This window comes from Bradyrhizobium sp. ERR14 (assembly GCF_014198235.1).
In the GTDB taxonomy this organism is placed as follows: Bacteria; Pseudomonadota; Alphaproteobacteria; order Rhizobiales; family Xanthobacteraceae; genus Bradyrhizobium.
Map to the genome: position 1 here is coordinate 472,161 of NZ_JACIHD010000002.1, position 23,865 is coordinate 496,025.

At 64.8% G+C, this 23,865-nt stretch carries 16 protein-coding genes; 9 read left to right on the forward strand and 7 right to left on the reverse strand.

Annotation, left to right across the window (positions count from 1 at the left end; translation table 11 throughout):
- The first annotated feature begins 112 nt into the window (after positions 1-112).
- The gene (locus GGD62_RS08460) at positions 113-952 is read left to right on the forward strand and encodes a uroporphyrinogen-III synthase (protein ID WP_183707972.1); all 840 of its coding nucleotides are present in this window, start codon (positions 113-115) and stop codon (positions 950-952) included.
- Positions 953-957: 5 nt separating this feature from the next.
- Here the strand turns inward: GGD62_RS08460 and GGD62_RS08465 are convergent, their stop codons facing one another.
- The 4 genes from GGD62_RS08465 to GGD62_RS08480 all read right to left on the reverse strand — a co-directional run bounded on the left by GGD62_RS08465 (position 958) and on the right by GGD62_RS08480 (position 9,866).
- Positions 958-2,403 carry an adenylate/guanylate cyclase domain-containing protein gene (locus GGD62_RS08465; RefSeq protein WP_183707973.1) on the reverse strand — a complete coding sequence of 482 codons (1,446 nt, stop codon included), beginning with the start codon at positions 2,401-2,403 and terminating at the stop codon, positions 958-960.
- 136 nt (positions 2,404-2,539) lie between these two features.
- On the reverse strand, positions 2,540-3,220 hold the full coding sequence (locus tag GGD62_RS08470; protein ID WP_018317421.1) for a redoxin domain-containing protein: 681 nt from the start codon (positions 3,218-3,220) through the stop codon (positions 2,540-2,542).
- Between the two features lie 21 nt (positions 3,221-3,241).
- Positions 3,242-6,559 carry an adenylate/guanylate cyclase domain-containing protein gene (locus GGD62_RS08475; protein ID WP_183707974.1) on the reverse strand — a complete coding sequence of 1,106 codons (3,318 nt, stop codon included), beginning with the start codon at positions 6,557-6,559 and terminating at the stop codon, positions 3,242-3,244.
- A gap of 172 nt (positions 6,560-6,731) precedes the next feature.
- Positions 6,732-9,866, reverse strand: a complete 3,135-nt coding sequence (locus tag GGD62_RS08480) for a CHAT domain-containing tetratricopeptide repeat protein (protein WP_183707975.1) — start codon at positions 9,864-9,866, stop codon at positions 6,732-6,734.
- A gap of 375 nt (positions 9,867-10,241) precedes the next feature.
- Here GGD62_RS08480 and GGD62_RS08485 point away from each other — a divergent pair, with 375 nt between their 5' ends.
- A complete protein-coding gene (locus GGD62_RS08485; RefSeq protein WP_183707976.1) occupies positions 10,242-11,504 on the forward strand; it encodes an MFS transporter in 1,263 nt (420 codons plus the stop codon).
- Positions 11,505-11,511: 7 nt separating this feature from the next.
- Here GGD62_RS08485 and GGD62_RS08490 read toward each other — a convergent pair whose 3' ends face one another.
- The gene (locus GGD62_RS08490; protein ID WP_018317425.1) at positions 11,512-12,186 is read right to left on the reverse strand and encodes a Crp/Fnr family transcriptional regulator; all 675 of its coding nucleotides are present in this window, start codon (positions 12,184-12,186) and stop codon (positions 11,512-11,514) included.
- A gap of 334 nt (positions 12,187-12,520) precedes the next feature.
- On the opposite strand from GGD62_RS08490, the gene GGD62_RS08495 reads away from it, so the two are divergent.
- The 6 genes from GGD62_RS08495 (at position 12,521) to GGD62_RS08520 (ending at position 19,670) form a co-directional block, all read left to right on the forward strand.
- Positions 12,521-13,342 carry an ABC transporter ATP-binding protein gene (locus GGD62_RS08495; RefSeq protein ID WP_104463664.1) on the forward strand — a complete coding sequence of 274 codons (822 nt, stop codon included), beginning with the start codon at positions 12,521-12,523 and terminating at the stop codon, positions 13,340-13,342.
- Complete coding sequence (locus GGD62_RS08500; protein ID WP_183707977.1) at positions 13,339-15,270, forward strand: long-chain fatty acid--CoA ligase; 1,932 nt, start codon at positions 13,339-13,341, stop codon at positions 15,268-15,270. Before GGD62_RS08495 ends, GGD62_RS08500 begins: the two co-directional genes overlap by 4 nt.
- Positions 15,271-15,388: 118 nt before the next feature.
- Positions 15,389-16,282: a branched-chain amino acid ABC transporter permease gene (locus tag GGD62_RS08505; RefSeq protein ID WP_018317428.1), complete on the forward strand. Its 894-nt coding sequence runs from the start codon at positions 15,389-15,391 to the stop codon at positions 16,280-16,282.
- A gap of 3 nt (positions 16,283-16,285) precedes the next feature.
- Positions 16,286-17,359: a branched-chain amino acid ABC transporter permease gene (locus GGD62_RS08510; RefSeq protein WP_183707978.1), complete on the forward strand. Its 1,074-nt coding sequence runs from the start codon at positions 16,286-16,288 to the stop codon at positions 17,357-17,359.
- A gap of 44 nt (positions 17,360-17,403) precedes the next feature.
- A complete protein-coding gene (locus GGD62_RS08515; protein WP_018317430.1) occupies positions 17,404-18,687 on the forward strand; it encodes an ABC transporter substrate-binding protein in 1,284 nt (427 codons plus the stop codon).
- Positions 18,688-18,830: 143 nt separating this feature from the next.
- The gene (locus GGD62_RS08520; RefSeq protein WP_018317431.1) at positions 18,831-19,670 is read left to right on the forward strand and encodes an ABC transporter ATP-binding protein; all 840 of its coding nucleotides are present in this window, start codon (positions 18,831-18,833) and stop codon (positions 19,668-19,670) included.
- Positions 19,671-19,674: 4 nt separating this feature from the next.
- Here GGD62_RS08520 and GGD62_RS08525 read toward each other — a convergent pair whose 3' ends face one another.
- Positions 19,675-20,829, reverse strand: a complete 1,155-nt coding sequence (locus GGD62_RS08525) for an AGE family epimerase/isomerase (RefSeq protein WP_183707979.1) — start codon at positions 20,827-20,829, stop codon at positions 19,675-19,677.
- Positions 20,830-20,915: 86 nt separating this feature from the next.
- Here GGD62_RS08525 and GGD62_RS08530 point away from each other — a divergent pair, with 86 nt between their 5' ends.
- A complete protein-coding gene (locus GGD62_RS08530) occupies positions 20,916-22,139 on the forward strand; it encodes a phenylacetate--CoA ligase family protein (protein WP_179737674.1) in 1,224 nt (407 codons plus the stop codon).
- 2 nt (positions 22,140-22,141) lie between these two features.
- Here the strand turns inward: GGD62_RS08530 and GGD62_RS08535 are convergent, their stop codons facing one another.
- Positions 22,142-23,779 carry a carbamoyltransferase C-terminal domain-containing protein gene (locus GGD62_RS08535; RefSeq protein ID WP_183707980.1) on the reverse strand — a complete coding sequence of 546 codons (1,638 nt, stop codon included), beginning with the start codon at positions 23,777-23,779 and terminating at the stop codon, positions 22,142-22,144.
- Positions 23,780-23,865: the final 86 nt, after the last annotated feature.

Here is a 23,865-nt window from a genome sequence, read left to right on the forward strand (position 1 = left end):
TGCGCCCTGCTCTATCACCGACGTCCCCCTGCGCCAATCCCAAGACTTGCTTCGACCTGAAGCGCGGAGTCAGGATGAACGGACGATTGCTTTGACTAACCGGAGTACGCCCATGGCCGAGCGCTTGAACGGCTACCGCATCCTGATCCTGGAAACGCGCGAGGAGGCCCAGTTCTCGAAGCTTCTGGCCGAGCAAGGCGCCGAGGTCGTGCAATGCCCGATGTTTACCATCCAGGATGCACCGGACCCTGCTCCGGTCGAGGCCTGGATCCGCCGCGCCATCGACAGGCCCCTTGACGACCTTGTGCTGATGACCGGCGAAGGCCTTCGGCGGATCATGGAGCTGGCGCGGGCGCGTGGGCTCGACCGCGCGTTTGTCGCGGCCCTCGCCGGATCGCGAAAATTCACTCGCGGCCCGAAGCCCGGCAAGGCGTTGCGCGAGGTCGGTCTCGAACCGCAGCAGACCACGGAGAAGCCGACCACCGAGGGCGTGATCGAGATGCTGGGCAAGCTCGACCTGAAGGGCCGGCGCCTTGGCCTTCAGCTCTATCCCGACAAGGACCATGGCGCGCTGATCGGCGCCCTTGCCGCGCAAGGCGCCGAGGTCGATGCCGTGCTGCCCTATGCCTACGATTCCAAGGCAGCGGATGCCAACATCGTCACCGCCATCGACGACATGGCCGCGGGGCGGATCGATGCCGTCGCGCTCACCAATCTCGGCCAGGTCCGCCGCCTGATCGAGGCCGCGAAGGCGCATGGCAGCGAGGCGAAGCTGCGCGCCGGCTTCGACCGGACGCTGATTGCGTCGGTGGGCCCGGCGGTCTCGGGTGAGCTTGCTGCCCATGGACTGCGGACGGACGTCTCGCCCGCGGAAGACGCCTATTTCATGCGGCCGCTGATCTCGGCGATGGCAGTCGCGCTCGCGGAGAAGCTGCCCCGGCAAGGGACGTAAGGGGCCTACCCGGGCACGACACGATACACGCTGGCATTTCCTTCAACGCCGCGAAGAGGAGCTTCAAACACTGCGATGGCATGCCCGGAAAGGAGATCGCTCACTCCCGGCGCCGAATACAGCGCCTCCGAGATACAAATCTCGCCCGCGTCCGCCAGCGACTGGACACGCGCGGCAACATTTACGGTCTGGCCGAAATAATCCAGATTGTCGTTCAGGGTCACGGCGATGGAGGGGCCGCAATGGGCTCCAATCTTCAGGATGATGCTCGGATCGCCGTGGTCTGAATTGTAGCGCTCGATTTCCCCCAGTATGTGGAGCGCCGCCGAAATCGCGTCCGTCGGGCGGGAGAAGACCGCCATGACCGCATCGCCGATCGTCTTGACGATGGCCCCGGAATGTTCCTGAACGGTCGCACCGAGCAAAGCAAAATGTTCGCGGACCAGCGCATAGGCATTGAGATCGCCGAGCCGTTCGTACATGGCGGTCGAACCTTTGAGATCCGTGAACAGCAGGGTCACCTGCCGAATACCCAGGCCCTCCTTTTCGTCCACGCGTTCTGACCGGAACAGGCGGCGAAACGTCTGTCTCGCGAGCAACATCCCGCCGGACATGTAGGGATCGAAATCAAGCGGCGGCTTGATCGCTTGAGCCAGAACCTCAGGCGGCCAGTTGATCAGGAGCAGGGAGCCTCGCGTAGATCCGCGGTTCTCCGCCTCGACAATGACGGGGCCGGGCGGCACGGCGGCCAGCGAGGGGGAAAAGCGCTGCCCATCGTATCCAACTCGCAGGATTGTCGGCGAGGTTGTCGGCTCGCCGGCCACCGCGACGGCGAACGCAGCCTGGGTTTGGATATTGACCCCCGCCAGCGCGCCGAGACCGAGTTCGCAACGAATGGTCGTGGCGGAGCCTGGCGGCAAGAACGAAAGGCCGCGAACGAACGCATGCAAATAGTCGAGAAATCGGATTTGTTGGCCAGGTATCCGCGCGTCATTCAGAAATCGAAGCTTCCAATGGAAATCCTCGACCGAGAGGGAGGCAGGATCATGAAACGGAAGCCGCCGAAGCTGGGACGATACCGTAAACGTGACCTCTATGAAGTCGTCGAGATCGGTTTCACCAGTGACGTCGCACAAACCACAAACATAGTGCGTCTTGAGCGTGCGCAAAGCGCCGAAGCTATCGAGCACCATGCCGGATTGGGGACAAACAACGTCCCAGCTCATCTCGAATAGCCCGCTTCTCGTCGCATAGAGAAACAGGTCAATACTTTCCGGCTCTGCAATGGCGCGGTCGCGCGCGAATGCCAGCGGATTGACGCGGTAGAGCGATAGATCGTCACCGCTCCTGATGAGCGTTTCGAACTTGGAGATCACGCGGGGGCTCCAGGATCGGGCCCGCTCGATCTCGGTCATCTTGCTTTCGAGGAGCCTTTCCTGAATGTCGGTCATTGTGCGCTCGGATTAAGTGCGCTCGGATTAATCGTTCGTCATGCGCAGGCGTGGTCGGGAAAATGGCGGCAGCACCTCGCGCGCACCGGCTCGTGCCTGCTGCGGTCAGGGCACCACGCCAACCGCGCGACGTTGCCTAGCCCGCCACCTGCGAGGCTGCCGACATCAACTCACCCGGGCTCGGCATCCCGAACATGCGCTGGCCGCCTTCCGGAACTTCTGTAAAGGCCCAGCGCACGACCCCTTCCCGATCGAGCAGGAACTGGCCGAATAGCTGACCCTGGCCGGTTGCCGCCATGCGCTGATCGGCCTCCATCATCTCGTAGCCATCCTTATTGTTGAGTTGCTCGGCGGCCGCCAAACGATTCATCGGCCCGGGCAATTCTCCGGGAATGTCCACTTGCATGCTCATGACCACATCCATGCCCACCTTGCGCGGCCACTCGGTTTCCTTCTCGGTGAATTCCAGATTGGGCAGGCCGAACGCGCGGTGCGAGATCCGCTCGGGATCGGACGCGGCAAGCAGATTGGGCAACGGGTGATAACGGAAGTAGAGCCGAGCACGCTCGATCGGCGTATTGACGACCGTCAGACTTTCGACGCCCTTGTCGCGCAGTGCCGCGTCAAGCTGCGCCTGGGCCGCGATATGGCGGCGGCAGAACGGGCAGTGCAGGCCTCGAAACAGGCCGACCAATATCGGACTTTGCCCGCGAAAATCCTCGAGCGCGATCTTCCCTTCGCGGGTGATGGCGTCCAGCACGATGTTCGGTGCGCGATCACCAGGTTGCAGCGGTCCATCGACATGACGTTCTGACATGGTTGAACTCCTTCACATGACCTAGTCAAGAAATGGCAATACAATCAGTCCGGCGGGATCAAGCCCGTGCTTGGTGCAGACGTCATCGGCCAGCGCGAAATACCGCTCGGCCTCGGGCATGTCGCCGCGATCAAGGTTCAGCGTCGCAAGACCATCATAGCACGGAAAAAGCTGCTGCGGCTCGCCGGTTTCGCTCGCGACCTTGATGGCCTCATTGTAGCAGCGGGCGGCCTGATCGGGCCGGAAATGGCATTGATGGATTTGCCCGAGCACGATCAGGGGCACGGGGAGATGCTCGCGCTGATCGAGCGCACGGTCGATCTCGATTGCCTTTTCGGCAGCCGGCACACCTTCGTCGGTGCATTTGTCCGTGAAGGTGCAACAGGCAACGGCAAAATTGGCGAGAAGACGCGCCTGGAACCCGAGATCGCCAATACGATGCGCGACGTCCAGTCCGCGCCGGCAAACCTCCATGGCTTGCGCCGGGTCGACGATCGTGTAGAGCACGCTGAGATTGGTGTAGCCGCGGCAGGCCACATTGAGAAGGCCGGCGGCTTCGGCTGCCGCGACACTTTGCTCCACTTCGCGCACCGCATCCTGGTGTCGTCCAAGCCGTGCCAGTGCAACCGCCTTGGTATTGAGAGCCTCGGCAATGGCGCGCGCCGCCTCGAGTCCGGCTTGCTCGTCCGCGTCCGCCGGGACGGATCGGGCGTAGCCAAGCGCCTCGTCCGCCCATGTCGCGGCGGCCACGTGATCGCCCATGCGAAACGCGAGACGGCCGCGCTCCTGCAAGAGGTGCGCCCGTTCGATCGGCGCATCGGTCCCTCCAAGCAGGTCAGCCGCCTCGGCGTAATGCCTCTCTGCGTTGATCCGCTTGCCGGCGTCCCACAACAACCTGCCAAGCTTGCGAAGGATTCGCGCTTCGCCAATGCGGTCCTCTGCGGCGCGGTGCCCCTCCAGTGCGCTCTGGTAGTGCTCCTCGGCCGTGTTGCGGCGGCCCGCCGCGGCGCAGAGGTCCGCGATCCGCTCGTATAGAACCAGGCGCTCCGGCACGCATTCGCCGCCGGTCAACAACATGGCGAGGGCCTGCTGGTAGAGACGGATGGCATCGTCATTGGCATAGGTCGCGCGTGCACGATCACCGGCCGCGCGCAGATAGCGCGCGCCTTTCGACTTGTGCGCGCTCAGGCTGAAATGATGGCCGAGCAGGATGAGGTCCTCGAGCCGTTCGGGCTCGCTGCCATAGAGTCGCTCCAGCGCGACACCAATCCGTCCGTGGAGCTCGATCCGCCGCTGCAACAGCAGGTTTTGATAGATCACGTCCTGCAGCATGGTTTGCGTGAAACGGTAGGATCGCAGCGAGATCGAGTTTGCGCCCGCAACCTCCTCGACAATCTCGGCGTCGCACAGAAGTTCGAGGCCCACTTCGACCTTCGCCGGCGCGGTTGCCGTCGCACCGAGCAGAGCCGCGTCGAAGCGCGGGCCGATCACCGCGGCCTCCTGGGCCAGCCGGCGCACCTCATGCGGCAGCCGGTCCAGCCGCGCCAGCAACAGCGCCTGAATGCTTGCCGGGATGTCGGCGGCGGCCTCATCCGACTTTATCCGCCACTGCGAGCCGTCACGCTCCAAGGCGCCGGCCTCGATGAGACCGCGGATGATTTCCTCGAGGAAAAGCGGATTGCCGCTCGCGCGCTCCAGGATTCGACTGAACAGATTTCCCGGCGGCTCACGCCAACCGTGACTGAAATAAGCCGCCAGCAAGTTCTGTCCGTCGGCGTCACCGAGCGGAAGCAATCGAAGGGTCGTGTGGCTGATCCGACCCGAACCGAACTGATCCAGCTCCAGCATTGGCCGATGCGTAAACAACAGCATCAACCGCGTGCGCTCCAGCCGATCCATCAGGAACCGGAGCGCCTCAAGGGAGACGGCGTCGGCCCAATGCAGATCCTCGACGATGATCAGAAGCGGTGACAAGGCCAGGCGCCGTTCGAAAACGGTCCGGATCGCAAAAAAGATCTGCCGCCGAAGCTGTTCCGGCTCGACGTGCTGCAATGCGGCGTCGGGGCCGCCGAGGCCAAGAACATGCACATAGAGCGGCATCAGCCGCTCTGCCTCTTCGGCCGCAAGGCCAAGCTCCGACAGCGCCTCAGCCAGCCTGGCCTCAGCCGCCGCGGCGCTGGCCTTCTGCGCGATGCCATAGGCGCTGCGCAGGACCGCGGCGAGCGTGCCGTAGGATTGTTCGCCGAGTGGCGAGCAGGCGGCCTGCCGGATCGCCACACCTGCGAAGCGCTCCTCATCGCGGATGCGGGCGACGAATTCGTTCACCAGGCGCGTTTTGCCGATACCCGCTTCGCCGACCAGCCGCACCAGTTGCGCCGCACCGCCGCACGCGCGATCGAGGCTGCCGATCATGCGGGCAAGCTCGGCGTCGCGGCCGATCAGCGGCGCACTGAGGCCCAGCGTGTCGAGGCCTCGCGCCGCACGCGGCATGTCGAGCGGTCCCTTGAGACGATGGACCAGGACACTGCCCATCTTGCCCTTGAGCGAGACCTCTCCGAGCGATTCATACGAGAACGCATGCCGCGTCAGGCGGTGGGTCAACGGCCCGACCAGCACTTCGTCCGGCGGCGCCATCGACTGCAATCGCTGCGCGGTATTCACCGTGTCGCCGGTTACCGAATAGGACTTGGCAGCGCCGACACCCAGTCCGCCCGCAACCACGTGCCCGGTATTGATGCCGATGTGGAGCTGCAGCGGGGCGCCGGCGTAGACCTTCGCACGCCCGCTGAGCTGCTCCGTCCGCTTGATCATGTCGAGTGCAGCGCGGACAGCCCGCTCCGGATCGTCCTCGTGCGCTGCTGGCGCGCCGAACAGCGCCAGCAGCGCATCGCCGATGAATTTGTCCACGAAGCCGCCAAAGCCTTGCACCGCTTCCGTCAGCTCCTCGAACAATTCGTTCTGAAGCGTCTGCATGACCTCGGGGTCGAGGCGCTCGCTCATCGCGGTGAAGCCGCTGAGATCGGCAAACAGCACGGTAATGGTGCGGCGGTTGGCTTCGTTGTCCAACCTGTCCGGCTGCGGTCGAAATGCCTGGTGAGGGTCGACCACCGGCGCCAGCGGCGGTGACGACGCTCTGACCGGCGCTGTCGGCCGGCTCGGCTGCGCCTGTCCCCCGGCTTTGGGAGCCTCACTGACGAGGGCACCGCATTTCGGGCAATACGCGAAATCCGGTGCGCATGCATAGCCGCAGCCGGGGCACGCGTTCGGCTGCTTCGTGCCGCACTTCGGGCAGAAAGCAAAGCCGCTCTGAACCTCGGAACCGCAGCAAGGGCAGTTCATGGGTCAAGACCCCGCGGAAGCCGCGATGACGCGGTCTACTGGGCCTGTCCGATGGGCCCAGCAACCTGGCAAGCATGGGCTCGTCGTGCAGGAAGAGCAAGCGGTGGTTGGTTAACGGCCGCGCGCGCGGCTTCGCTCATCCCGGTTCAGCGCGCGCCGGCGCGCTGGTCGGCTACATGGCGCCCGCCCCCACCAGCACGAAGGGCGCCCAAGTTGCGGGCTGCGCGCTGTCGCCGCCCTTGGTGATCAGTGCCGAGAGCGAACGACGCAGCGCCTCGGCGCGGGCAATGTCGGGATGCGTCTTCATCGCGTCGATCGTACCGGTGGTGATGGCGACCGCGGCGTCGGAGTTCACCGCCCAGTGCGACACCAGCAGCGCGCGCGTGCCCGCATAGAAGAACGCCCGCGCAAGACCGGAGAAGGCCTCCGAATTGGCGGCCTGCCCTCCGGCGGTGTTGCAGGCCGACAGGATCACCCAATCGGCATCGAGCTTGAGGCCGGATATCTCCGACGACGAGAGATAGCCGTCATCGGTGGACGTCGGCGCCGCTGGCGGGCTGAGGATCAGTCCGGGCTCGATCGATCCACGCACCTGCCCCGCAAGCGCGCCATGGGTCGCAAAATGCAGGATGCGGTATTTCGCGAGATCGCCGCTTTGGCCGAGCGCCTTCATCCTGGTCTCGGAGGCGTCGCCGGCGAGGATGACGTCGCCCCTGATGGGCGCGAAGGTGCTGGCCACCGCGCACAGTTCGAGCGCAGTTTCCGGCAGCGGCAACTGCCGCCTGAGCTGGACGATGTCCGCCGTGCCGCCCGACAGCGCGTCCACGGCGCGCAAGCTCCGTTGTGCGACCTGGGTCGTCTGCGTCGGGAGGGCGGCGCAGGTCTGGATCTGGCGCGCCAGCTTGGCACGCGCCATCGCGACATCGCTGCGGCCATCGCCGTCGAGCACGGGATTGCCGACGCCGAGAAGCGGTTTCGACGCGGCGCTCTTGCGTGCGACCTGCCGCAATGCCTTGAGGCTGGAGACGGAGGGCAGCACTGTGGTGGCAAATCGCTTGACCAGCCAGGGCGCCTTCGCGAGGTCCTGGCCGGCAGCCGGTTTCTCGGTCAGCAAGACCTGAAAGGGCAGCGTCGCAAGCGGGCCTGACGGCACCAGGATCAGCTCCTTGCCGTCGATGTCGCGTGCGACAGGCCCGAGCAGCGCCTGGTAGAGGGTAAAGGCGCGCTCCTGGTCGAACGGCAATGGCTCGTCCGCCCCAAGCGGGGTCTTGCGGCCGAGCTTCTGCGGACATGTGGTCGCCTTGTCCAGCCATGCATCCGTATCCAGACCGCAGCGCAAGGCGCCGACGGCCTCAGCGAGTTGCTTTTCGCCGAGATCCGCCGAATGCCAGCGCACGTCCGAGCGCGTCAAGGTCCAGACGAAGGTGGCGCGTGACGTCGTCGTGAACAGCAACATCGCCTCGTTGGCACGAAGCTGCTTCTGGGCATCCTCGATTGCAATCGGCGCCTTGGTGACGAGCGCTGCGTAGTCCGGAAACTGCGCAGCGATCGTGCGATCCAATTCCCGGATTTGACCTGCGATGGTTGAGGCTCTGGCACGAAGCGCCTGCTCCGCCGCCGGGTTGCGCGCAGCATCCGCCTGCGAGATCGCCGCCACGAGCATCTTGTCGGTCGCAACAGCTTGCGCGGCGAGATCCTGCCGCTCGCGGACGCGCGCGGCGAGATCCCCGCTGCCATCGGCGATGCGGGCCGACATGCCGGCGATTGCCCGCGCAGCCTGCTCGTCACCGATCCATTGCGCCGCCTCGAACGCCTGCGATCGCAAGGCGCCGGCCTGCCCCGCATTGGCGCTCGCGAGATTATAGGCAGCAACGATCAGTCCGGGATAGGGATTGGTCTCTTCATGGACCTTCACATCGCCGCGGCTCTCCTGCTCGGCGGCGCGGCGGCCGTTCTGGATCGCGACCGCGCGCGCGAAGGCGTCGCGGGCCTGCTGCCAATCCTTCGAATCGATATGATGGGCGCCGAGATTGGCGAAGCTGTTGGCCACATCCGGATGCTGCTCGCCGAGAGCGCGCAGGCGGATATCCAGCGCGCGCTTCAGCAGCGGCTCGGCCTCCTGCGGCCGGCCGGTGCTGTCCAGAATGACGGCCAGATTGTTGAGACTATTGGCGACCAGCGGGTGAGAATGCCCGACCGCAGCCTCGCGTATCGCAAGCGACCGGCGCGCGAACAGTTCGGCCTCGGCGTAACGATCGGCCTCGCTCATCAGCGTCACCAGATTGTCGAGCGCGATCGCGACATCCAGATGCGCCGGACCGAGCGCCTTCTCGCGGATCGCCAGCGACTTGCGGAACAGCTGCTCCGCCTCCTGCTTGCGATTGAGATGGGCCCTGGCCTCTGCAAGGTTGTTCAATGCCGTCGCCACGTTCGGATGCGCTATCCCGACGGCCTTCTCCTGAATCGCGAGCGCGCGGGTCAGCAGCCCCTCGGCCTCGGCGTCCCGGCCCTCGCGCGAGAACACCAGAGCCAGATTGTTGAGGCTCGCGGCGACATCGGGATGATCAGGTCCGAGCGCCTTCTCCCTGATGGCCAAAGTCCGCCGGGCCAATTGCTCTGCCTCCGGGAGCCGTCCCTGGGCCCGCCGGAGCTCGCCGAGATTGTTGAGCGTCGCCGTCAGATAGATGCTGTCCGGGCCATGCTGCTTCTCCTGAAGCACAAGCGCTTCGGCAAAACTCGCTTCGGCCTGCTGCAACCGCCCTTGCGCCCGATTGACCTCCGCGATGTTGTTCAAGGTCACCGGGATCATGATGTCAGCCTGTCCCGGAGATTTCCTGAACACCACGAGCGCACGGTTGAACAGATCGAGCGCCTCGGTCTCCTTCAACTGGCGGTGACGGAGATTGCCGAGCTGCATCCGCGCCAGCGCCGTGGTGAGATGGTCAGGGCCCAGCACGCTCTCGTCGATGGCGATCGCGCGCGACATGTCGCGTTCGGCATCGCCGAGCCGGTTCTGGCCGAGCTCGATCTGGCCCAGCGTAGCGAGCACGGCTGCGACATCGGGATGATTGGGACCAAGGCTCTTCTCGCGAATGACGAGGGCCCGCCTCAGCACGCTTTCGGCCTCAGCGGTCTCGCCTTTCGTCTGGAGCGCCTGACCCAGCACGACGAGCGTGGTCGCGGTCAGGGGCGATTGTCGCCCCGTGCTTTTCTCGGCCTCAACGACGAGCTTCCTGGCAAAGCCGACCGCCTCGCCATAGCGGCCCTCCTTCGCCAGCGCCGTAATGCGCTGCATCAGCGCCAACATGTCTTGCGACCCCGCCTGCCCCGGCGAGACCATGACGCTTACGAGAAGTACAAAACAAAAAGACTGCGCGGCAAACCTCGGCCACCCTATCCACATGCTGCGATCGCTCCGATCCCCCCGCGCCCGCGACCTGTTGGGCCACAGCAAGATGAAGACACTATGACCGCCTCCTGCGTCCATGGACGAACCGATCGCAGAAACCAGGGGACGACATTCGTACGGACGGTCACGCGCCCGCGGGCGGCCGTGCTGATGCAGCCATGCATGGCAGCATGCGGCGGGTCCGATTGACACGCGCGTCGCCAACGCTACGTTGCTGATCCGAAAGAAGAAACAACAAGGCAAGGGATTCGCCGTGACACGCGTCATCGCGTCTTGAGCGCAGCCACGCGGCCGTCGGCGCTCGCGCCATTCCGCATCCGCAACTATCGCTTCCAGTGGCCGTCCGACCTGCTCACCTCCTGGGCTTTCGAGGTCGAGACGCTGGTGCTGGGCTGGTACATCCTGGTCGAGACCGGCTCGGTGCTGCTGCTGACCGTGCTTGCCTCGCTCCAGTTCGTCGGGACCTTGGTCGCGCCGGTGTTCGGCATGATCGGCGACCGCATGGGCCATCGCGATCTGCTGGTCGCGATGCGTCTTGCCTATACGGTGCTCTCGTCGACCATCATGGTTCTGGCGCTGACCGGTCATCTGTCGCCGCTGAGCGTCATGATCATCGTCGCGGTCATGGGCCTGATTCGTCCCTCGGATCTGGGCGTCCGCGGCGCGCTGCTCGCCGAGATCATGCCGGCCGAGCAGCTGGTGGGCGCGATCAGCGTTGCGCGCACGACCCAGGACAGCGCGCGCATCGCCGGAGCGTTGACGGGCGCCGGGCTGTTCGCCGTCCTCGGCATTGGCCTCGTTTACGTGGCGATCGCCTGTCTCTACTTCGTGGCCGCGCTTCTCATGCTGTGTCTGACCCGGCCCAAGAAGACCGTCATCACGAGCGATCTTCCGGCGAATAGCCATGCCATCTCGCGGCTGCTCGGCGATCTGAAGGAAGGGATCGTCTACGCCTGGAGTGGCCCGGGAATGCGTGCGGCGCTGTGCGTCGCCTTCCTGGCCAATCTCACCGCATTTCCCTTCACTGGCGGATTGCTGCCCTACATCGCCCGGGAGATCTTTCATACCGACCAGACCGGCCTCGGCTACCTCTCGGCGAGCTTCGCGGTCGGCTCGCTGATCGGCTCCATCACGCTGAGCCTCGTCAGCGGCGTGCGCATTGCCCGGCTTCTGATCGGTGCGACGCTGGCCTGGTACGCCATGCTGCTGGTATTCGTCGAGATCAGGACCATGCCGGTGGCGATGGCCTGCCTCGTGCTCGCCGGCACCGCCCAGAGCATGTCCATGATCTCGGCGGCCGTGATCCTGATGCGCACCGCGAGCGCACACCTTCGCGGCCGCGTGATGGGCGTGCGCATGATGGTGATCTACGGCCTGCCGATCGGATTGCTCGCGGCCGGCAGCCTGATCGACGTCATCGGCTATTCCGCGACGGGTTCGCTCTATGCCGCCGCCGGCTTCATCGCGATGCTGGCGATCGCGATCCGCTGGCGCGCCGATCTATGGCCGGTGCACGCGCCCGCCAATGCCCGATGAGGTCGCCTCAGTCCCCGTATCCGCGCAGCCGCTCGATATCGAGGATGGTGACGCCGCCATATTCGAGCCGCAGCAGCCCCTCCTTCTCGAGCCGGTTCAGCGCGCGGTTGGCGTTCTGGCGGGACATGCCGGAGAGCGCACCGATCTCCTCCTGGGTGATCTCCAGATGCGCGGTCGATTCCGGATAGAGGATCGGGTTGAACAGCGAGGCGATGCTGCGGGCGAGGCGCGCGGTGGCATCCAGGGTGCGGTTGACCTCGAGCATGCCGATGAACTGGCCGAGCCTTTCGTTGAGCTGGCGCACCAGAAAGCGGTTGAAGCCGACGCTGTTCTCGAACAGCCACATGAAGGCGCTGCGTTCCATCAGCGCGACGCGGCTGTCGCGCAGCGCGACCACGTCATAGCGGCGCGGCTCGTTCTTGAGCACGCTGCCCTCGCCGAACCAGGCCCCTGCCGTCAGCCCGGCGAGGCTGGTTTCCTTGCCGTCCCTGGAGACCCCGCCCATGCGGGCAAGGCCGCCCACCATGCCGGCCCAGTAGCCAAAAATATCACCGCGCATGAACACGGTCTCGCCGGTGCCGTAGGACCGCTCCGTGATTCCGGCGCGCGCGACCTCGATCTCCGCCTGCGTGAGCTCGCGCGACCAGGCGGCGACGCGCTTCAGTTGATCTTCTGAAATCATGATCTCGCGGCCAGCCGCACCGTTTCGTCACTCCATCTTCTGCTGCATTGCAGCATGATGATTCCAACCGCCATCCGACGAAAGATGAAGGCCGCCGCCCGGCAAACTTTGTCGCAGAATTGTCAGCCGCGAGACATTTCAAAATAGCGCTTTCCCCTATTGAGGACCACCTCGGACGATGCGGCTTTTGATCCCTGACGGGAACGAGAGTGGCGCGGATCCGGTCGAGACCATCTGCTGCATGGCCTCACCGGCACCACCGTACTAGGATCGCTGGGAAGGAACGGACGAAGAGCGCCGCTAAAAAGCGCCATCACCGGGAGGGTTTCGTTTGGTGGCTACAAGTCTTGAAGTGCGCGACGTGTCCCTGCGATTCGGCGGCGTCCGGGCGCTGACCGACGTCGGCTTCTCCATCAGGGAGGGCGAGCTGTTCTCGATCATCGGCCCTAACGGCGCCGGCAAGACCTCGATCGTGAACTGTATTTCCGGCCGCTACAAGCCAACCGAAGGCCAGCTGTTCTACCAGGGCCGCGACATCACCGCCCTGACGCCGAACGCCCGCGCCTCGCTCGGCATCGGCCGCACCTTCCAGAACCTGGCACTGTTCCACCACATGAGCGTGCTCGACAACATCATGGTCGGCCGCCACCACCTCCTGAAGAACAATTTCCTCACGGGCTCGCTGTACTGGCTCACCGGCGCGCGCAAGGAGGAGCTCGAGCATCGCCGCAAGGTCGAGGAGATCATCGACTTCCTCGACCTCCAGTCGGTGCGGAAGGCCACCGCCGGCACCCTCTCGTACGGCCTGCGCAAGCGCGTGGAGCTCGCCCGCGCCATGGCGCTGGAGCCGCGTCTCATTCTTCTCGACGAGCCGATGGCCGGCATGAACTTCGAGGAGAAGGAGGACATGGCCCGCTACATCGTCGATCTCAACGAGGAGTTCGGAATGACGGTGGTGATGATCGAGCACGACATGGGCGTGGTGATGGACATCTCCCACCGCGTCATGGTGCTGGATTTCGGCAAGAAGATCGCCGAAGGCGATCCGGCGACGGTGCTCGCCGATCCTCACGTCAGGCGGGCCTATCTTGGTGAAGAAGACGAGGTACTGGTCGACCCTGATGACGCTGCACCCGCGCAGGAGAGCGCGGCATGATGGATTACGCGGGGCGCGTCGCGCAGGCCGACACCTATCCGAAGATGCTCCGGCTGAATGCGAAGGAGCACGGCAACGAAATTGCATTGCGCGAGAAGGATCTCGGGCTCTGGCGGCTGTTCACCTGGAGCGACTACCAGACCCGCGTGCGCGACTTTGCGCTCGGTCTTCTCGAAATGGGCCTTGGCCGCGGCGACGTCATCGGCATCATCGGCGATAACCGGCCGGATTGGGTGGCGGCGGAAGTGGCGACGCACGCCATCGGCGGCCTCAGCCTCGGACTTTATCGCGACGTGCTGGACGAGGAAGCCTCCTATCTGCTCAACTATGGCGAGGCGCAGCTCGTCTTCGCCGAGGATGAGGAGCAGGTCGACAAGCTGCTCACCCTCGCCGACCGCGCGCCGAAGCTGAAGCACATCATCTATTCCGATCCGCGCGGGATGCGGAAATATGACGACCCCAGGCTGATGTCGGCGGAGAGGTTTGCCGAGTTCGGCCGGGCACGTGCCGCGCGGGAGCCGGAGCTCTACGACAGGCTGGTCGATGCCACCAAGGGCGAGGACGTCGCGATCCTCTGCACGACGTCGGGCACCACGTCCCATCCCAAGCTCGCGATGCTCGCCGCCGGCCGCGTGCTCGGCCACTGCGCGACCTATCTTGCCTTCGATCCCAAGGGCCCGGACGACGAATACGTCTCGGTGCTGCCGCTGCCCTGGATCATGGAGCAGGTCTACGTGCTCGGCAAAGGCCTGCTCTGCCGGATGAAGATCAACTTCGTCGAAGAGCCCGACACGATGATGAACGATCTGCGCGAGATCGCGCCGACATTCGTGCTCTTTGCCCCCAGGGTCTGGGAATCGATCGCCGCCGACGTCCGCGCCAAGGTGATGGACGCGACGCCTCTCAAGCAGCGCCTGTTCGACGTCGGCATGAAGAGCGGCCTCGCCGCGCTCGAACACGGCAAGCGCTCGAGCCTTGCCGACGCGATCCTGTTCCGGGCGCTGCGCGACCGCCTCGGTTTCACCCGGCTGCGTTCGGCTGCCACCGGCGGCGCGGCGCTCGGGCCCGAGACCTTCAAGTTCTTTCAGGCCATGGGCGTGCCGCTGCGCACGCTGTACGGCCAGACCGAGCTGCTGGGGGCCTATACGCTGCATCCCGAGGGCAAGGTCGATCCCGACACCACGGGCGTTCCTATGTCCGACCAGGTCGAGATCCGCATCGACAATGCCGACGTCCACGGCGTCGGCGAGATCGTGGTGCGGCACCCCAACATGTTCCTCGGCTACTACAAGAATCCCGAGGCAAGCGTCGCCGACATCAAGGACGGCTGGATGTTGTCGGGCGACGCCGGCTATTTCAACGCGAACCAGCAGCTCGTCGTCATCGACCGTATCAAGGATCTCGCCGAGACCTCGCGCGGCGAGCGCTTCTCGCCGCAGTTCATCGAGAACAAGCTGAAGTTTTCGCCCTATATCGCCGAAGCCGTGGTGCTCGGAGCCGGCCGCGATGCGCTCGCGGCGATGATCTGCATCCGCTACTCCATCATCTCGAAATGGGCGGAGAAGAACCGCCTCTCCTTCACGACCTACAGCGATCTCGCCTCGCGGCCGGAGGTCTATACGCTGCTGCAGAAGGAGGTCGAGACCGTCAACGCCACGCTGCCGCCGGCGCAGCGCATCTCGCGCTTCCTGCTGCTCTACAAGGAGCTCGACGCCGACGACGGCGAGCTCACCCGCACAAGAAAGGTGCGCCGTAGCGTCATCAACGAGAAATACGAAGGCATCATCGATGCCATCTACCGCGGCGATGCCGACATCCCCGTCGACACCGTGATCCGCTTCCAGGACGGCACCACCCAGCGCGTGCGGACGACCCTGCGCGTGGTCGACCTCGGCGGACATGGGCACATGGCGGAGGCTGCGGAGTGAAACAAATGGTCGTCATGCGCGGGCTTGACCCGCGCATCCATCCTCTTCCGAACAATCTTCCTTCCGCATCGATGGATTGCCGGGTCAAGCCCGGCAATGACGAGCTGGGTCAACCGACATGAACACCGCCTTCCTCATCCAGCTCCTGGTCAACGGCCTCGTGGTCGGCACGCTCTATGGCGTGGTCGCGATGTCGTTCGTGCTGATCTACAAGGCGACGCAGGTCGTCAACTTCGCGCAAGGTGAATTGCTGCTGGTCGGGGCCTGGGTGTGCTGGGCGCTGCTTGCCAAATATCAGGTGCCGTTCTGGATCGGCATGCCGATGACGCTGGTGTTCATGTTCGTGTTCGGCATCGCGGTCCAGGTGCTGATCCTGCGGCCGATGATCGGCGAGCCCATCATTTCCGTGATCATGGTGACGATCGGCCTCTCCACCGTGCTCCAGGCAACGCTGAAATGGATGTTCGGCGTCAATCCGCAGCCGTTCCCGCGCGTGTTCGAGAGCCAGTCGGTCAGCTTGCTGGGCTTACAGATCCAGACTGTCTATGTCATGAGCCTGGTGGTCTCCGTCGCCATGATGATCGGCATGGCCTGGTTCTTCCGCGCGTCCAAATACGGCCTTGCGATGCGCGCCACCGCGTTCAACCAGCAGGTCGCGCAATCGCTCGGGATCTCCGTGAAAAGCGTGTTCGCGATGGCCTGGGCGATCTCGGCGACGGTGTCGGCGGTCGCGGGCGTCGTCGTTGCGGTCGTGAACGGCGTGTCCTCGGGCCTTGCCGCCTACGGCATCAAGGTGTTTCCGGCGGCGATCCTCGGCGGGCTCGACTCCGTCGGCGGCGCCGTGCTCGGCGGCATCATCATCGGCCTGCTCGAGAACGTCGCACAGTATGTCGACAGCGAGTACCTGCACTGGGGCAATCTCTACGAGATCGCGCCGTTCTACGTCCTCATCATCGTGCTGATGATTAAGCCCTATGGGTTGTTCGGCACCCACGACATCGAGCGGATCTGACCCATGGCCGGCCCTGCCCTCATTCCTGCTGGTGATTTCCGCACCTCTTATGCGGCCGACACCACGATCTTCCCGACCACGACCAGCCGCAACTTCGCCATCGTAGGCGTGCTGTTGCTGTGCCTCGCGCCGCAATTCTTCAGCGGATACTGGCTCAGCATCCTGATCCAGATCGGCATCTTCTCGATCGCGGCGCTCGGGCTGAACATCCTGGTCGGCTTCACCGGCCAGATCTCGATCGGGCATGCTGCCTTCTTCCTGCTCGGCGCTTTCACCTCGGCTTACATCTCCAACAACGCGCCGATCCCGGTGTTCTTCGCGATCCCGCTCGCCGGCGTCGTCACCGCGCTGGTCGGCCTGATCTTCGGCATCCCTGCGGCGCGGCTGAAGGGGCTCTATCTCGTCATCGCGACGCTGGCCGCGCAGTATATCCTGCTCGACTTCTTCTCCCGCGCCGAATGGTTCACCGGCGGCTCGGTGCCGGCGAGCGCCAACCCGTTCTCGATCTTCGGCTACACACTGCGCGGCGACAAACAGTATTTCTACGTCGTGCTGGCCTATGTGCTGCTCAGCTACATCCTCGTCACCAACCTGATGCGCACCCGCGACGGCCGTGCGCTGGTGGCAATCCGCGACCATTATCTCTCGGCCGAGATCATGGGCATCAACCTCACCAAATACCGTACGCTGTCGTTCGGGCTCGCCGCCTTCTTCGCCGGCATCGCCGGCGCGCTCTATGCGCACTACCAGCTCGTGGTGTCGCAGGAAGGTTTCGGTATCGAGCGCTCGATCCTGTTCCTGGCCATGATCATCATCGGCGGTACCGGCTCGATCATGGGCACGCTGATGGGCACCGCCTTCGTGGTGCTGCTGCCCGAAGGGATGGAGTTCATCAGCCATTACTTGAAGGGCGGCGCGATCGACAAGGCGCTATCGCTCAACACCAACATCACCTTCCTGCGCGAGATCGCGATCGGGGTGATCATCATCGCCTTCCTGATGTTCGAACCCGACGGGCTCGCGCATCGCTGGCGGCAGATCAAGGCGTATTGGAAACTCTACCCGTTCTCGCATTGAGCGCGGGCAACTTCACTTAAACAATAAACAGGAGGAACCGACCCATGACGATGAAATCCTTTTTGAGCACCGCATCGCTCGCCGTCGCGATCGCCGCATTCTCGGCCGGCGCACAGGCGCAGATCGCGATCGGGCACCTTGCCGACTATTCCGGCGGCACCTCCGACGTCGGCACGCCCTATGGCCAGGCCGTCGCCGACACCTTCGCCTGGGTCAACAAGAACGGCGGCGTCGGCGGCAAGCAGATCAACGTCGACACCAACGACTACGGCTACCAGGTGCCGCGCGCGATCGCGCTCTACAAGAAGTGGTCGGCGCCGGACAGCAAGGTCGCCGCGATCATGGGTTGGGGCACCGCCGACACCGAGGCGCTGACCGGCTTCCTCGCCCAGGACAAGATTCCCGACATGTCCGGCTCCTATGCCGCCGCCCTCACCGACCCCGAGGGCGTCAGCGGCAAGGCCAAGCCCGCGCCCTACAATTTCTTCTATGGCCCTAGCTATTCGGACTCGCTGCGCGCGATGCTGATGTGGGCGGCCGAGGACTGGAAGGCCAAGGGCAAGTCCGGCAAGCCGAAATTCGTGCACATGGGCGCCAACCATCCCTATCCGAACGCGCCGAAGGCCGCCGGTGAAGCGATGGCGCAGGAGCTCGGCTTCGAGGTGCTGCCGCCGCTGGTGTTCGCGCTCGCGCCGGGCGACTACAGCGCTCAGTGCCTGAGCCTGAAATCCTCGGGCGCCAACTACGCCTATCTCGGCAACACCGCCGCCTCCAACATCTCGGTGATGAAGGCCTGCAAGACTGCCGGCGTCGAGATCCAGTTCATGGGCAATGTCTGGGGCATGGACGAGAACGCCGCCAAGACGGCCGGAGACGCCGCCAACGGCGTGATCTTCCCCTTGCGCACCGCGGTGAGCTGGGGCGGCGATGCGCCCGGCATGAAGACGCTGATGGAGATCTCGAAGATGTCCGACGCCAGCGGCAAGGTCTACCGTCCCGTGCACTACGTCGCGGCGGTCTGCTCGGCGCTTTACATGAAGGAGGCGATCGACTGGGCTGCCAAGAACGGCGGCGCCACCGGAGACAACGTCGCCAAGGGCTTCTACCAGAAGAAGGATTGGGTTCCGGCCGGCATGGAAGGCGTCTGCAATCCCTCGACCTGGACCGACAAGGACCATCGCGGCACGCTGAAGGTCGATCTCTATCGCACCAAGGTCTCGGGCGCGACCGACGGCGACCTCAACGACCTCATGGCCAAGGGCACGATCAAGCTCGAGAAGGTCAAGACCGTCGAGCTGCCGCGCAAGCCGGAATTGCTGGGCTGGTGAGGCACGCTGTTTCCCTGCACACAACTGTCATCCCCCGCGAAGGCGGGGGATCCAGTACGCCGCGGCCTCTCGGGGAACGTCAGGCGTCTCTGGAATACTGGGTCGCCCGGTCAAGCCGGGCGACGACAGCGGAGTTTTGAAGCATGAGCCAGATCGCAGAAGCCACTCGCACCACTCCCACAGCAGTGCCCGCCGCCGCCCTCCTCGCCGTGCGCAACATCGAGGTCGTCTATGACGACGTCATCCTGGTGTTGCGCGGCCTCAGCCTCGACGTACCCAAGGGCGCGATCGTGGCGCTGCTGGGCGCCAACGGCGCCGGCAAATCGACGACGCTGAAGGCGATCTCGGGGCTGCTCAAGACCGAGGACGGCGAGGTCACACGCGGCGAAATCGTGTTCGAGAACGAGCGGATCAACGGCATCGACCCCGACAAGATCGTCCGCCGCGGCATCTTCCAGGTGATGGAGGGCCGGCGCATCGTCGCCGACATGACCTCGCTGGAGAACCTCAAGCTCGGCGCCTTCACCCGCAGGGACCGCGAGGTCGATGCCGATCTCGACATGGTGTTCAACTATTTCCCGCGCCTGAAGGAACGCACCGGCCTTGCCGGCTATCTCTCCGGCGGCGAGCAGCAGATGCTCGCGATCGGCCGCGCGCTGATGGCGCGCCCGAAGATGATCCTGATGGACGAGCCGTCGATGGGCCTGTCGCCGCTGCTGGTGAAAGAGGTGTTCTCCATCATCCAGAAGATCAACCGCGATCTCGGCGTCACCATCCTCCTGGTCGAGCAGAACGCACGCGCCGCGCTGTCGGTGGCGAGCCACGGCTACATCATGGAGCAGGGCAAGGTCGTGCTCGACGGCACCGCGGACGAATTGCGCGACAATGAGGACGTCAAGGAATTCTACCTCGGCGGGGCCGGCGACCAGCGCAAGAGCTTCAAGAACCTCAAGAGCTTCAAGCGGCGCAAGCGCTGGCTCTGAACTCTTAGGGTTCGAGCACCTGCTCCGCTTCCGTGACCGCGCAGAGAACATGATAGAACGACGACGCAGGAATAGTGTCGATCAGCGATTTGCCGTCGCGATCGAACTGGTCGTACCAGCCGCCCCTCACGGGATGGCTGAGATAATGCCGTTCGAGCCGCACCAGCGCCGCGCGCGCCTCGTCCGCCGCACCCGCCTCGCCGGATTCGGCCTGCGCGATCCACGCCTTCGCGATCTCGGTCTGCGGCCACAGCCGGCGCGTGCTGCGGCGGATATTGCCGATGTCGTCGCCTTCGTCGATCAAGCAGCCCGTGGCCTCGTCGCGATAGCGCATCGAGGTCGCAAGCAACTCGGCACGGCGCTGACCGGTCGGGCATCCCGTGATGCGCTCGAACCCCTTCAGCAGCCATACCCATTCCGCCTGGTGGCCCGGCTCGACGCTGACCGGCTCGATCTTCGACCAGTCTTCCTCAAAATACTCGGTCAGGATGCGCTTCTGCTTGTCGTAGAGATTGGCCAGGAACAGCGCAAAGAACCCGCCAGCACGGTTCTGGAATGCCAGGTCGTGGGTCGCGTCGAAACACGCGATCATCGCCTCGAACAGGTGCATGTGCGGGTTCTGCCGGCGCGGCAGCGAGACCGGAAGGCCCTCGTGCACGCCTCCATGCGGCGAGCGCAGATGGCCGTCGAGGAAAGCGAGCAGCGCGTCGATCTCGGCACGAACCTGCGCGTCCTGGTCGAGCGCGTAGACGGTCGCGAGGGCAAACAGGATGAAAGCGTGATCGTAGGCATCGCGCCGGCCGTCCAGCACCGCACCTTCCGGCGTCAGCCGGTGCACATAGCCCGGCCGGCCGTCAGGCGCTTTGGCGTTGCCGAGCAGATGCTCCAGCCCCTTCAGCGCGATGGCGCGGCCCTCAGGGTACCAGCCCATTTGCGCGGCCTTGGCGTAGCAATAGATCTGGCGGGCCTGCACGAACACGCGCCGCGGCGCGGCCGCATCCGCAGTTCCGTCGCGATGCAGCCGGTCGATGAAGCCGCCTGCAGCAGGATCCCAGCCGACGGTCGACCACAGCGGCAGCGCCTCCTCGATCATGCGGCGCTTCAGGCGCGCGACGACGTCCGTCGCCTCCTCCGCCGCAATGATTCCTTCGTCCGCCATCGCGTCCTCTCTCGGCCTCGCCAATCGCCGTCTGATACCCACGCCAGCGGCGGCGCGCAACGGATGCCAACACGGAAAGAACAGCCATGACCGCCCACTACGATGCCCGCGAGACGCGTGAACAAGCCGCTCGCGAGGCCGATCTGTTCTCCCGCCTGCCAGAGGTGCTACGAGCCGCAATGGCCGCCCCGGCCTATGCCGAGCGGCTGAGAGGCCTCGATCCCGCCACAGTGACCTCCCGGGAGGCGCTGGCGGGCCTGCCGGTGTTGCGCAAGTCGGAACTACCCGCCCTGCACAAGGCCTCCGCGCCCTTCGGAGGCTTCGTGGCGGCGGCGCCGGGGTCGTTTGCCCGCCTTTTCACCTCGCCAGGGCCCATTTTCGAACCGGAGGGACGGCAGGCCGATCCCTGGCGCGGCGCAAGGGCGTTGTTCGCGGCCGGGTTCCGCCCCGATGACATCGTCCTCAACACCTTCAGCTACCATCTCACCCCCGGCGGCTTCATTTTCGATGCCTCGGCGCGGGCGCTCGGCTGCGCCGTGATCCCGGCAGGGCCTGGCAACACCGAGCAGCAATTCGAGCTGATCGAGGCCTACCGCCCGGTCGGCTACAGCGGCACGCCGGACTTCCTGAAGATATTGCTCGATGCCGCAGCGAGCGCGGGACGCGACGTCTCCTCGATCAAGCGCGCACTGGTCTCGGGGGCGGCGTTCCCGCCCTCACTGCAGTCGGAGATCAAGGCGCGTGGCATCGATGCCTACCAGGCCTTCGGCACCGCTGATCTCGGCCTCATTGCGTTCGAGACCGAGGCGCGCGAGGGCATGGTCGTGAACGAAGACCTGATCCTGGAGATCGTCAAGCCCGGCACGGGCGATCCCGTGACGCCGGGCGACGTCGGCGAGATCGTGGTGACGTCGCTCGATCCGCACCATCCCTGGATCCGGCTCGCCCTCGGCGACCTCACCGCAGCGCTGCCGGGCCCAAGCAAGTGCGGCCGCACCAACATGCGCATCAAGGGCTGGATGGGCCGCGCCGACCAAACCACCAAGGTCAAGGGCATGTTCATCCGCCCCGAGCAGATCGCCGAGATCGGCAAGCGTCATTCTGCGCTCGGAAGACTGCGCCTCGTCGTCACACGGCAGGGCGAGACCGACGCGATGACGCTGAAAGCGGAAACGGCGGCCACGAGTGACGCCCTGCGCGAGGAGATTGCGACCAGCTTGCGCGCCGTGACGAAACTCGGCGGAAGCGTCGAGTTCGTCAGTCCCGGCGCGCTGCCGAACGACGGCAAGGTGATCGCGGACGAGCGCTAGTCTCAGCTCGACTTCGAGAGCCGATAGTTACCGAGAAACAAGACGTCCAGCCCCGAGCAGAAATAGGTATGCAGCGCCTCCAGCGGTGCGTTCACCGTCGGCTGCTCGTTGATGTTGAGGCTGGTGTTGATCAGAACCGGCAGAGAGGTCGCTTTCGCGAATTCGCCGATCAGGCGGCTGTAGAGCGGGTTGCTGTCCGCATGGACGCTCTGGATGCGCGCGGTGTTGTCGACGTGGACCACCGCCGGCATGGTCTCGGCGACCTTCTCGTTGACGGGGAACGTCACCACCATGAAGGGCGCATCGAACGTGTCCTCGAAATACTCGGCCTGGCGTTCGTACAGCACTGACGGACAGAACGGGCGGAATTCCTCGCGATACTTGATCGTGAGGTTGATGCGGTCCTTCATGCCCGCATGCCTGGGATCGGCCAGGATCGAGCGGTTGCCGAGCGCGCGGGGACCGTACTCCATCCGCCCCTGGAACCAGCCCACCGTCTTCTGCTCGGTCAAATCGGTAACGCAGCGCGACACGGGATCGTCGAGCAGCTCGAACCGCGCGCCGATCTTGTCCAGCATCTCCCGGATCGTGTCGTTGGAATATTCCGGTCCCCAATAGGCGTGGGTCAGCGGCGCGATGGCGTGGCCTGCCTCGGCGCATTTCATCATCGCGGCGCCGAGCGCCACGCCGGCATCATGCGGCACCGGTGGAACGTAGAGACGCTTGACGGACGGTTCGGCCGCAATCTCCATGTTCATCTTGCAGTTCAATCCGACGCCGCCGGCGATGCAGACATCACCGCAGCCGGTCTCGGCAATCGCCGTGCGGATCACCTCGGTGGTGACGATCTCGAGCTGCTTCTGGCCGCTTGCGGCGATGTTGGTCAACCGCTGATCGAGCGGCTGACTGCGCAGCCGTCGCGGCCCCAGAATCTCCTCCATCTTCTCGGTGAAGATGCGCTCCTGCCGTGTCGAGAAATCGCTGGTGAAGATCTCGGCGTCGCGCCTGCGCTTGTCGAGCTCGGGATCGAGCTCGTAATTGATGCCGTTCGGACGCAACAGCTTGGCGAACGTGTCAAGATAGTCCGGACTGCCATAGGACGACAGGCCCATGACCTTGTACTCGTCATTGGTCATCTGATAACCGAGATACTGCGTCAGCATCCCGTAATAGAGCCCGAGACTGTTGTTGCGGCCGAACCGCGTCAGCACGCGGAAGTCGTTGCCGCGCGCATGGGCGACGAGGCCGGAGCTGGAATCGCCCGAGAAGTCGAAGCAGGCCACGGTCGCCTCCGAGAAACCGGAGCCGTAGAACGAGCTCGCGGCATGACAGAGGTGATGGTCGTAGAGCTCGATCTTCGGGCTGTGGCCGAACTGATACTTGAAATACTCGGTGAGACGCTGCGTATAGTTGGTGTAGGTCTTCAGCGGCGAGCAGATCCAGTCGACGTCGCGCATGGTGATGCCGGCCTGCTTCAGGCAGAAGCCGATCGCCCCGCGCGGCAGCTCGCCGCGCGCATGTTTGGCCAGCGTGAAGCGCTCCTCCTCGGCAGCAGCGATCAGCTCCCCGTCACGCAGCAAGACCGCCGCACCGTCGTGATGCCCGTGCTTGATCCCCGAGCTGATTCCGATCACATACATGTCGCGTGGACCCCTCGGGAGCCTTCTATAGAAACCGCGGCCAATGTAAATCGGCCCCGGCCCGACCGAAGCGCTTGACGCCGGCC

Bases quoted from the DNA above. Each gene is read 5' to 3' on its own strand.
- GGD62_RS08510 (WP_183707978.1), top strand. From the start codon at position 16,286: ATGGCCGGCCCTGCCCTCATTCCTGCTGGTGATTTCCGCACCTCTTAT.
- GGD62_RS08465 (WP_183707973.1), bottom strand. From the start codon at position 2,403: ATGACCGACATTCAGGAAAGGCTCCTCGAAAGCAAGATGACCGAGATC.
- GGD62_RS08515 (WP_018317430.1), top strand. From the start codon at position 17,404: ATGACGATGAAATCCTTTTTGAGCACCGCATCGCTCGCCGTCGCGATC.
- GGD62_RS08460 (WP_183707972.1), top strand. From the start codon at position 113: ATGGCCGAGCGCTTGAACGGCTACCGCATCCTGATCCTGGAAACGCGC.
- GGD62_RS08520 (WP_018317431.1), top strand. From the start codon at position 18,831: ATGAGCCAGATCGCAGAAGCCACTCGCACCACTCCCACAGCAGTGCCC.
- GGD62_RS08500 (WP_183707977.1), top strand. From the start codon at position 13,339: ATGATGGATTACGCGGGGCGCGTCGCGCAGGCCGACACCTATCCGAAG.
- GGD62_RS08525 (WP_183707979.1), bottom strand. From the start codon at position 20,829: ATGGCGGACGAAGGAATCATTGCGGCGGAGGAGGCGACGGACGTCGTC.
- GGD62_RS08505 (WP_018317428.1), top strand. From the start codon at position 15,389: ATGAACACCGCCTTCCTCATCCAGCTCCTGGTCAACGGCCTCGTGGTC.
- GGD62_RS08530 (WP_179737674.1), top strand. From the start codon at position 20,916: ATGACCGCCCACTACGATGCCCGCGAGACGCGTGAACAAGCCGCTCGC.
- GGD62_RS08490 (WP_018317425.1), bottom strand. From the start codon at position 12,186: ATGATTTCAGAAGATCAACTGAAGCGCGTCGCCGCCTGGTCGCGCGAG.
- GGD62_RS08535 (WP_183707980.1), bottom strand. From the start codon at position 23,779: ATGTATGTGATCGGAATCAGCTCGGGGATCAAGCACGGGCATCACGAC.
- GGD62_RS08475 (WP_183707974.1), bottom strand. From the start codon at position 6,559: ATGAACTGCCCTTGCTGCGGTTCCGAGGTTCAGAGCGGCTTTGCTTTC.
- GGD62_RS08470 (WP_018317421.1), bottom strand. From the start codon at position 3,220: ATGTCAGAACGTCATGTCGATGGACCGCTGCAACCTGGTGATCGCGCA.
- GGD62_RS08480 (WP_183707975.1), bottom strand. From the start codon at position 9,866: ATGTTGGCGCTGATGCAGCGCATTACGGCGCTGGCGAAGGAGGGCCGC.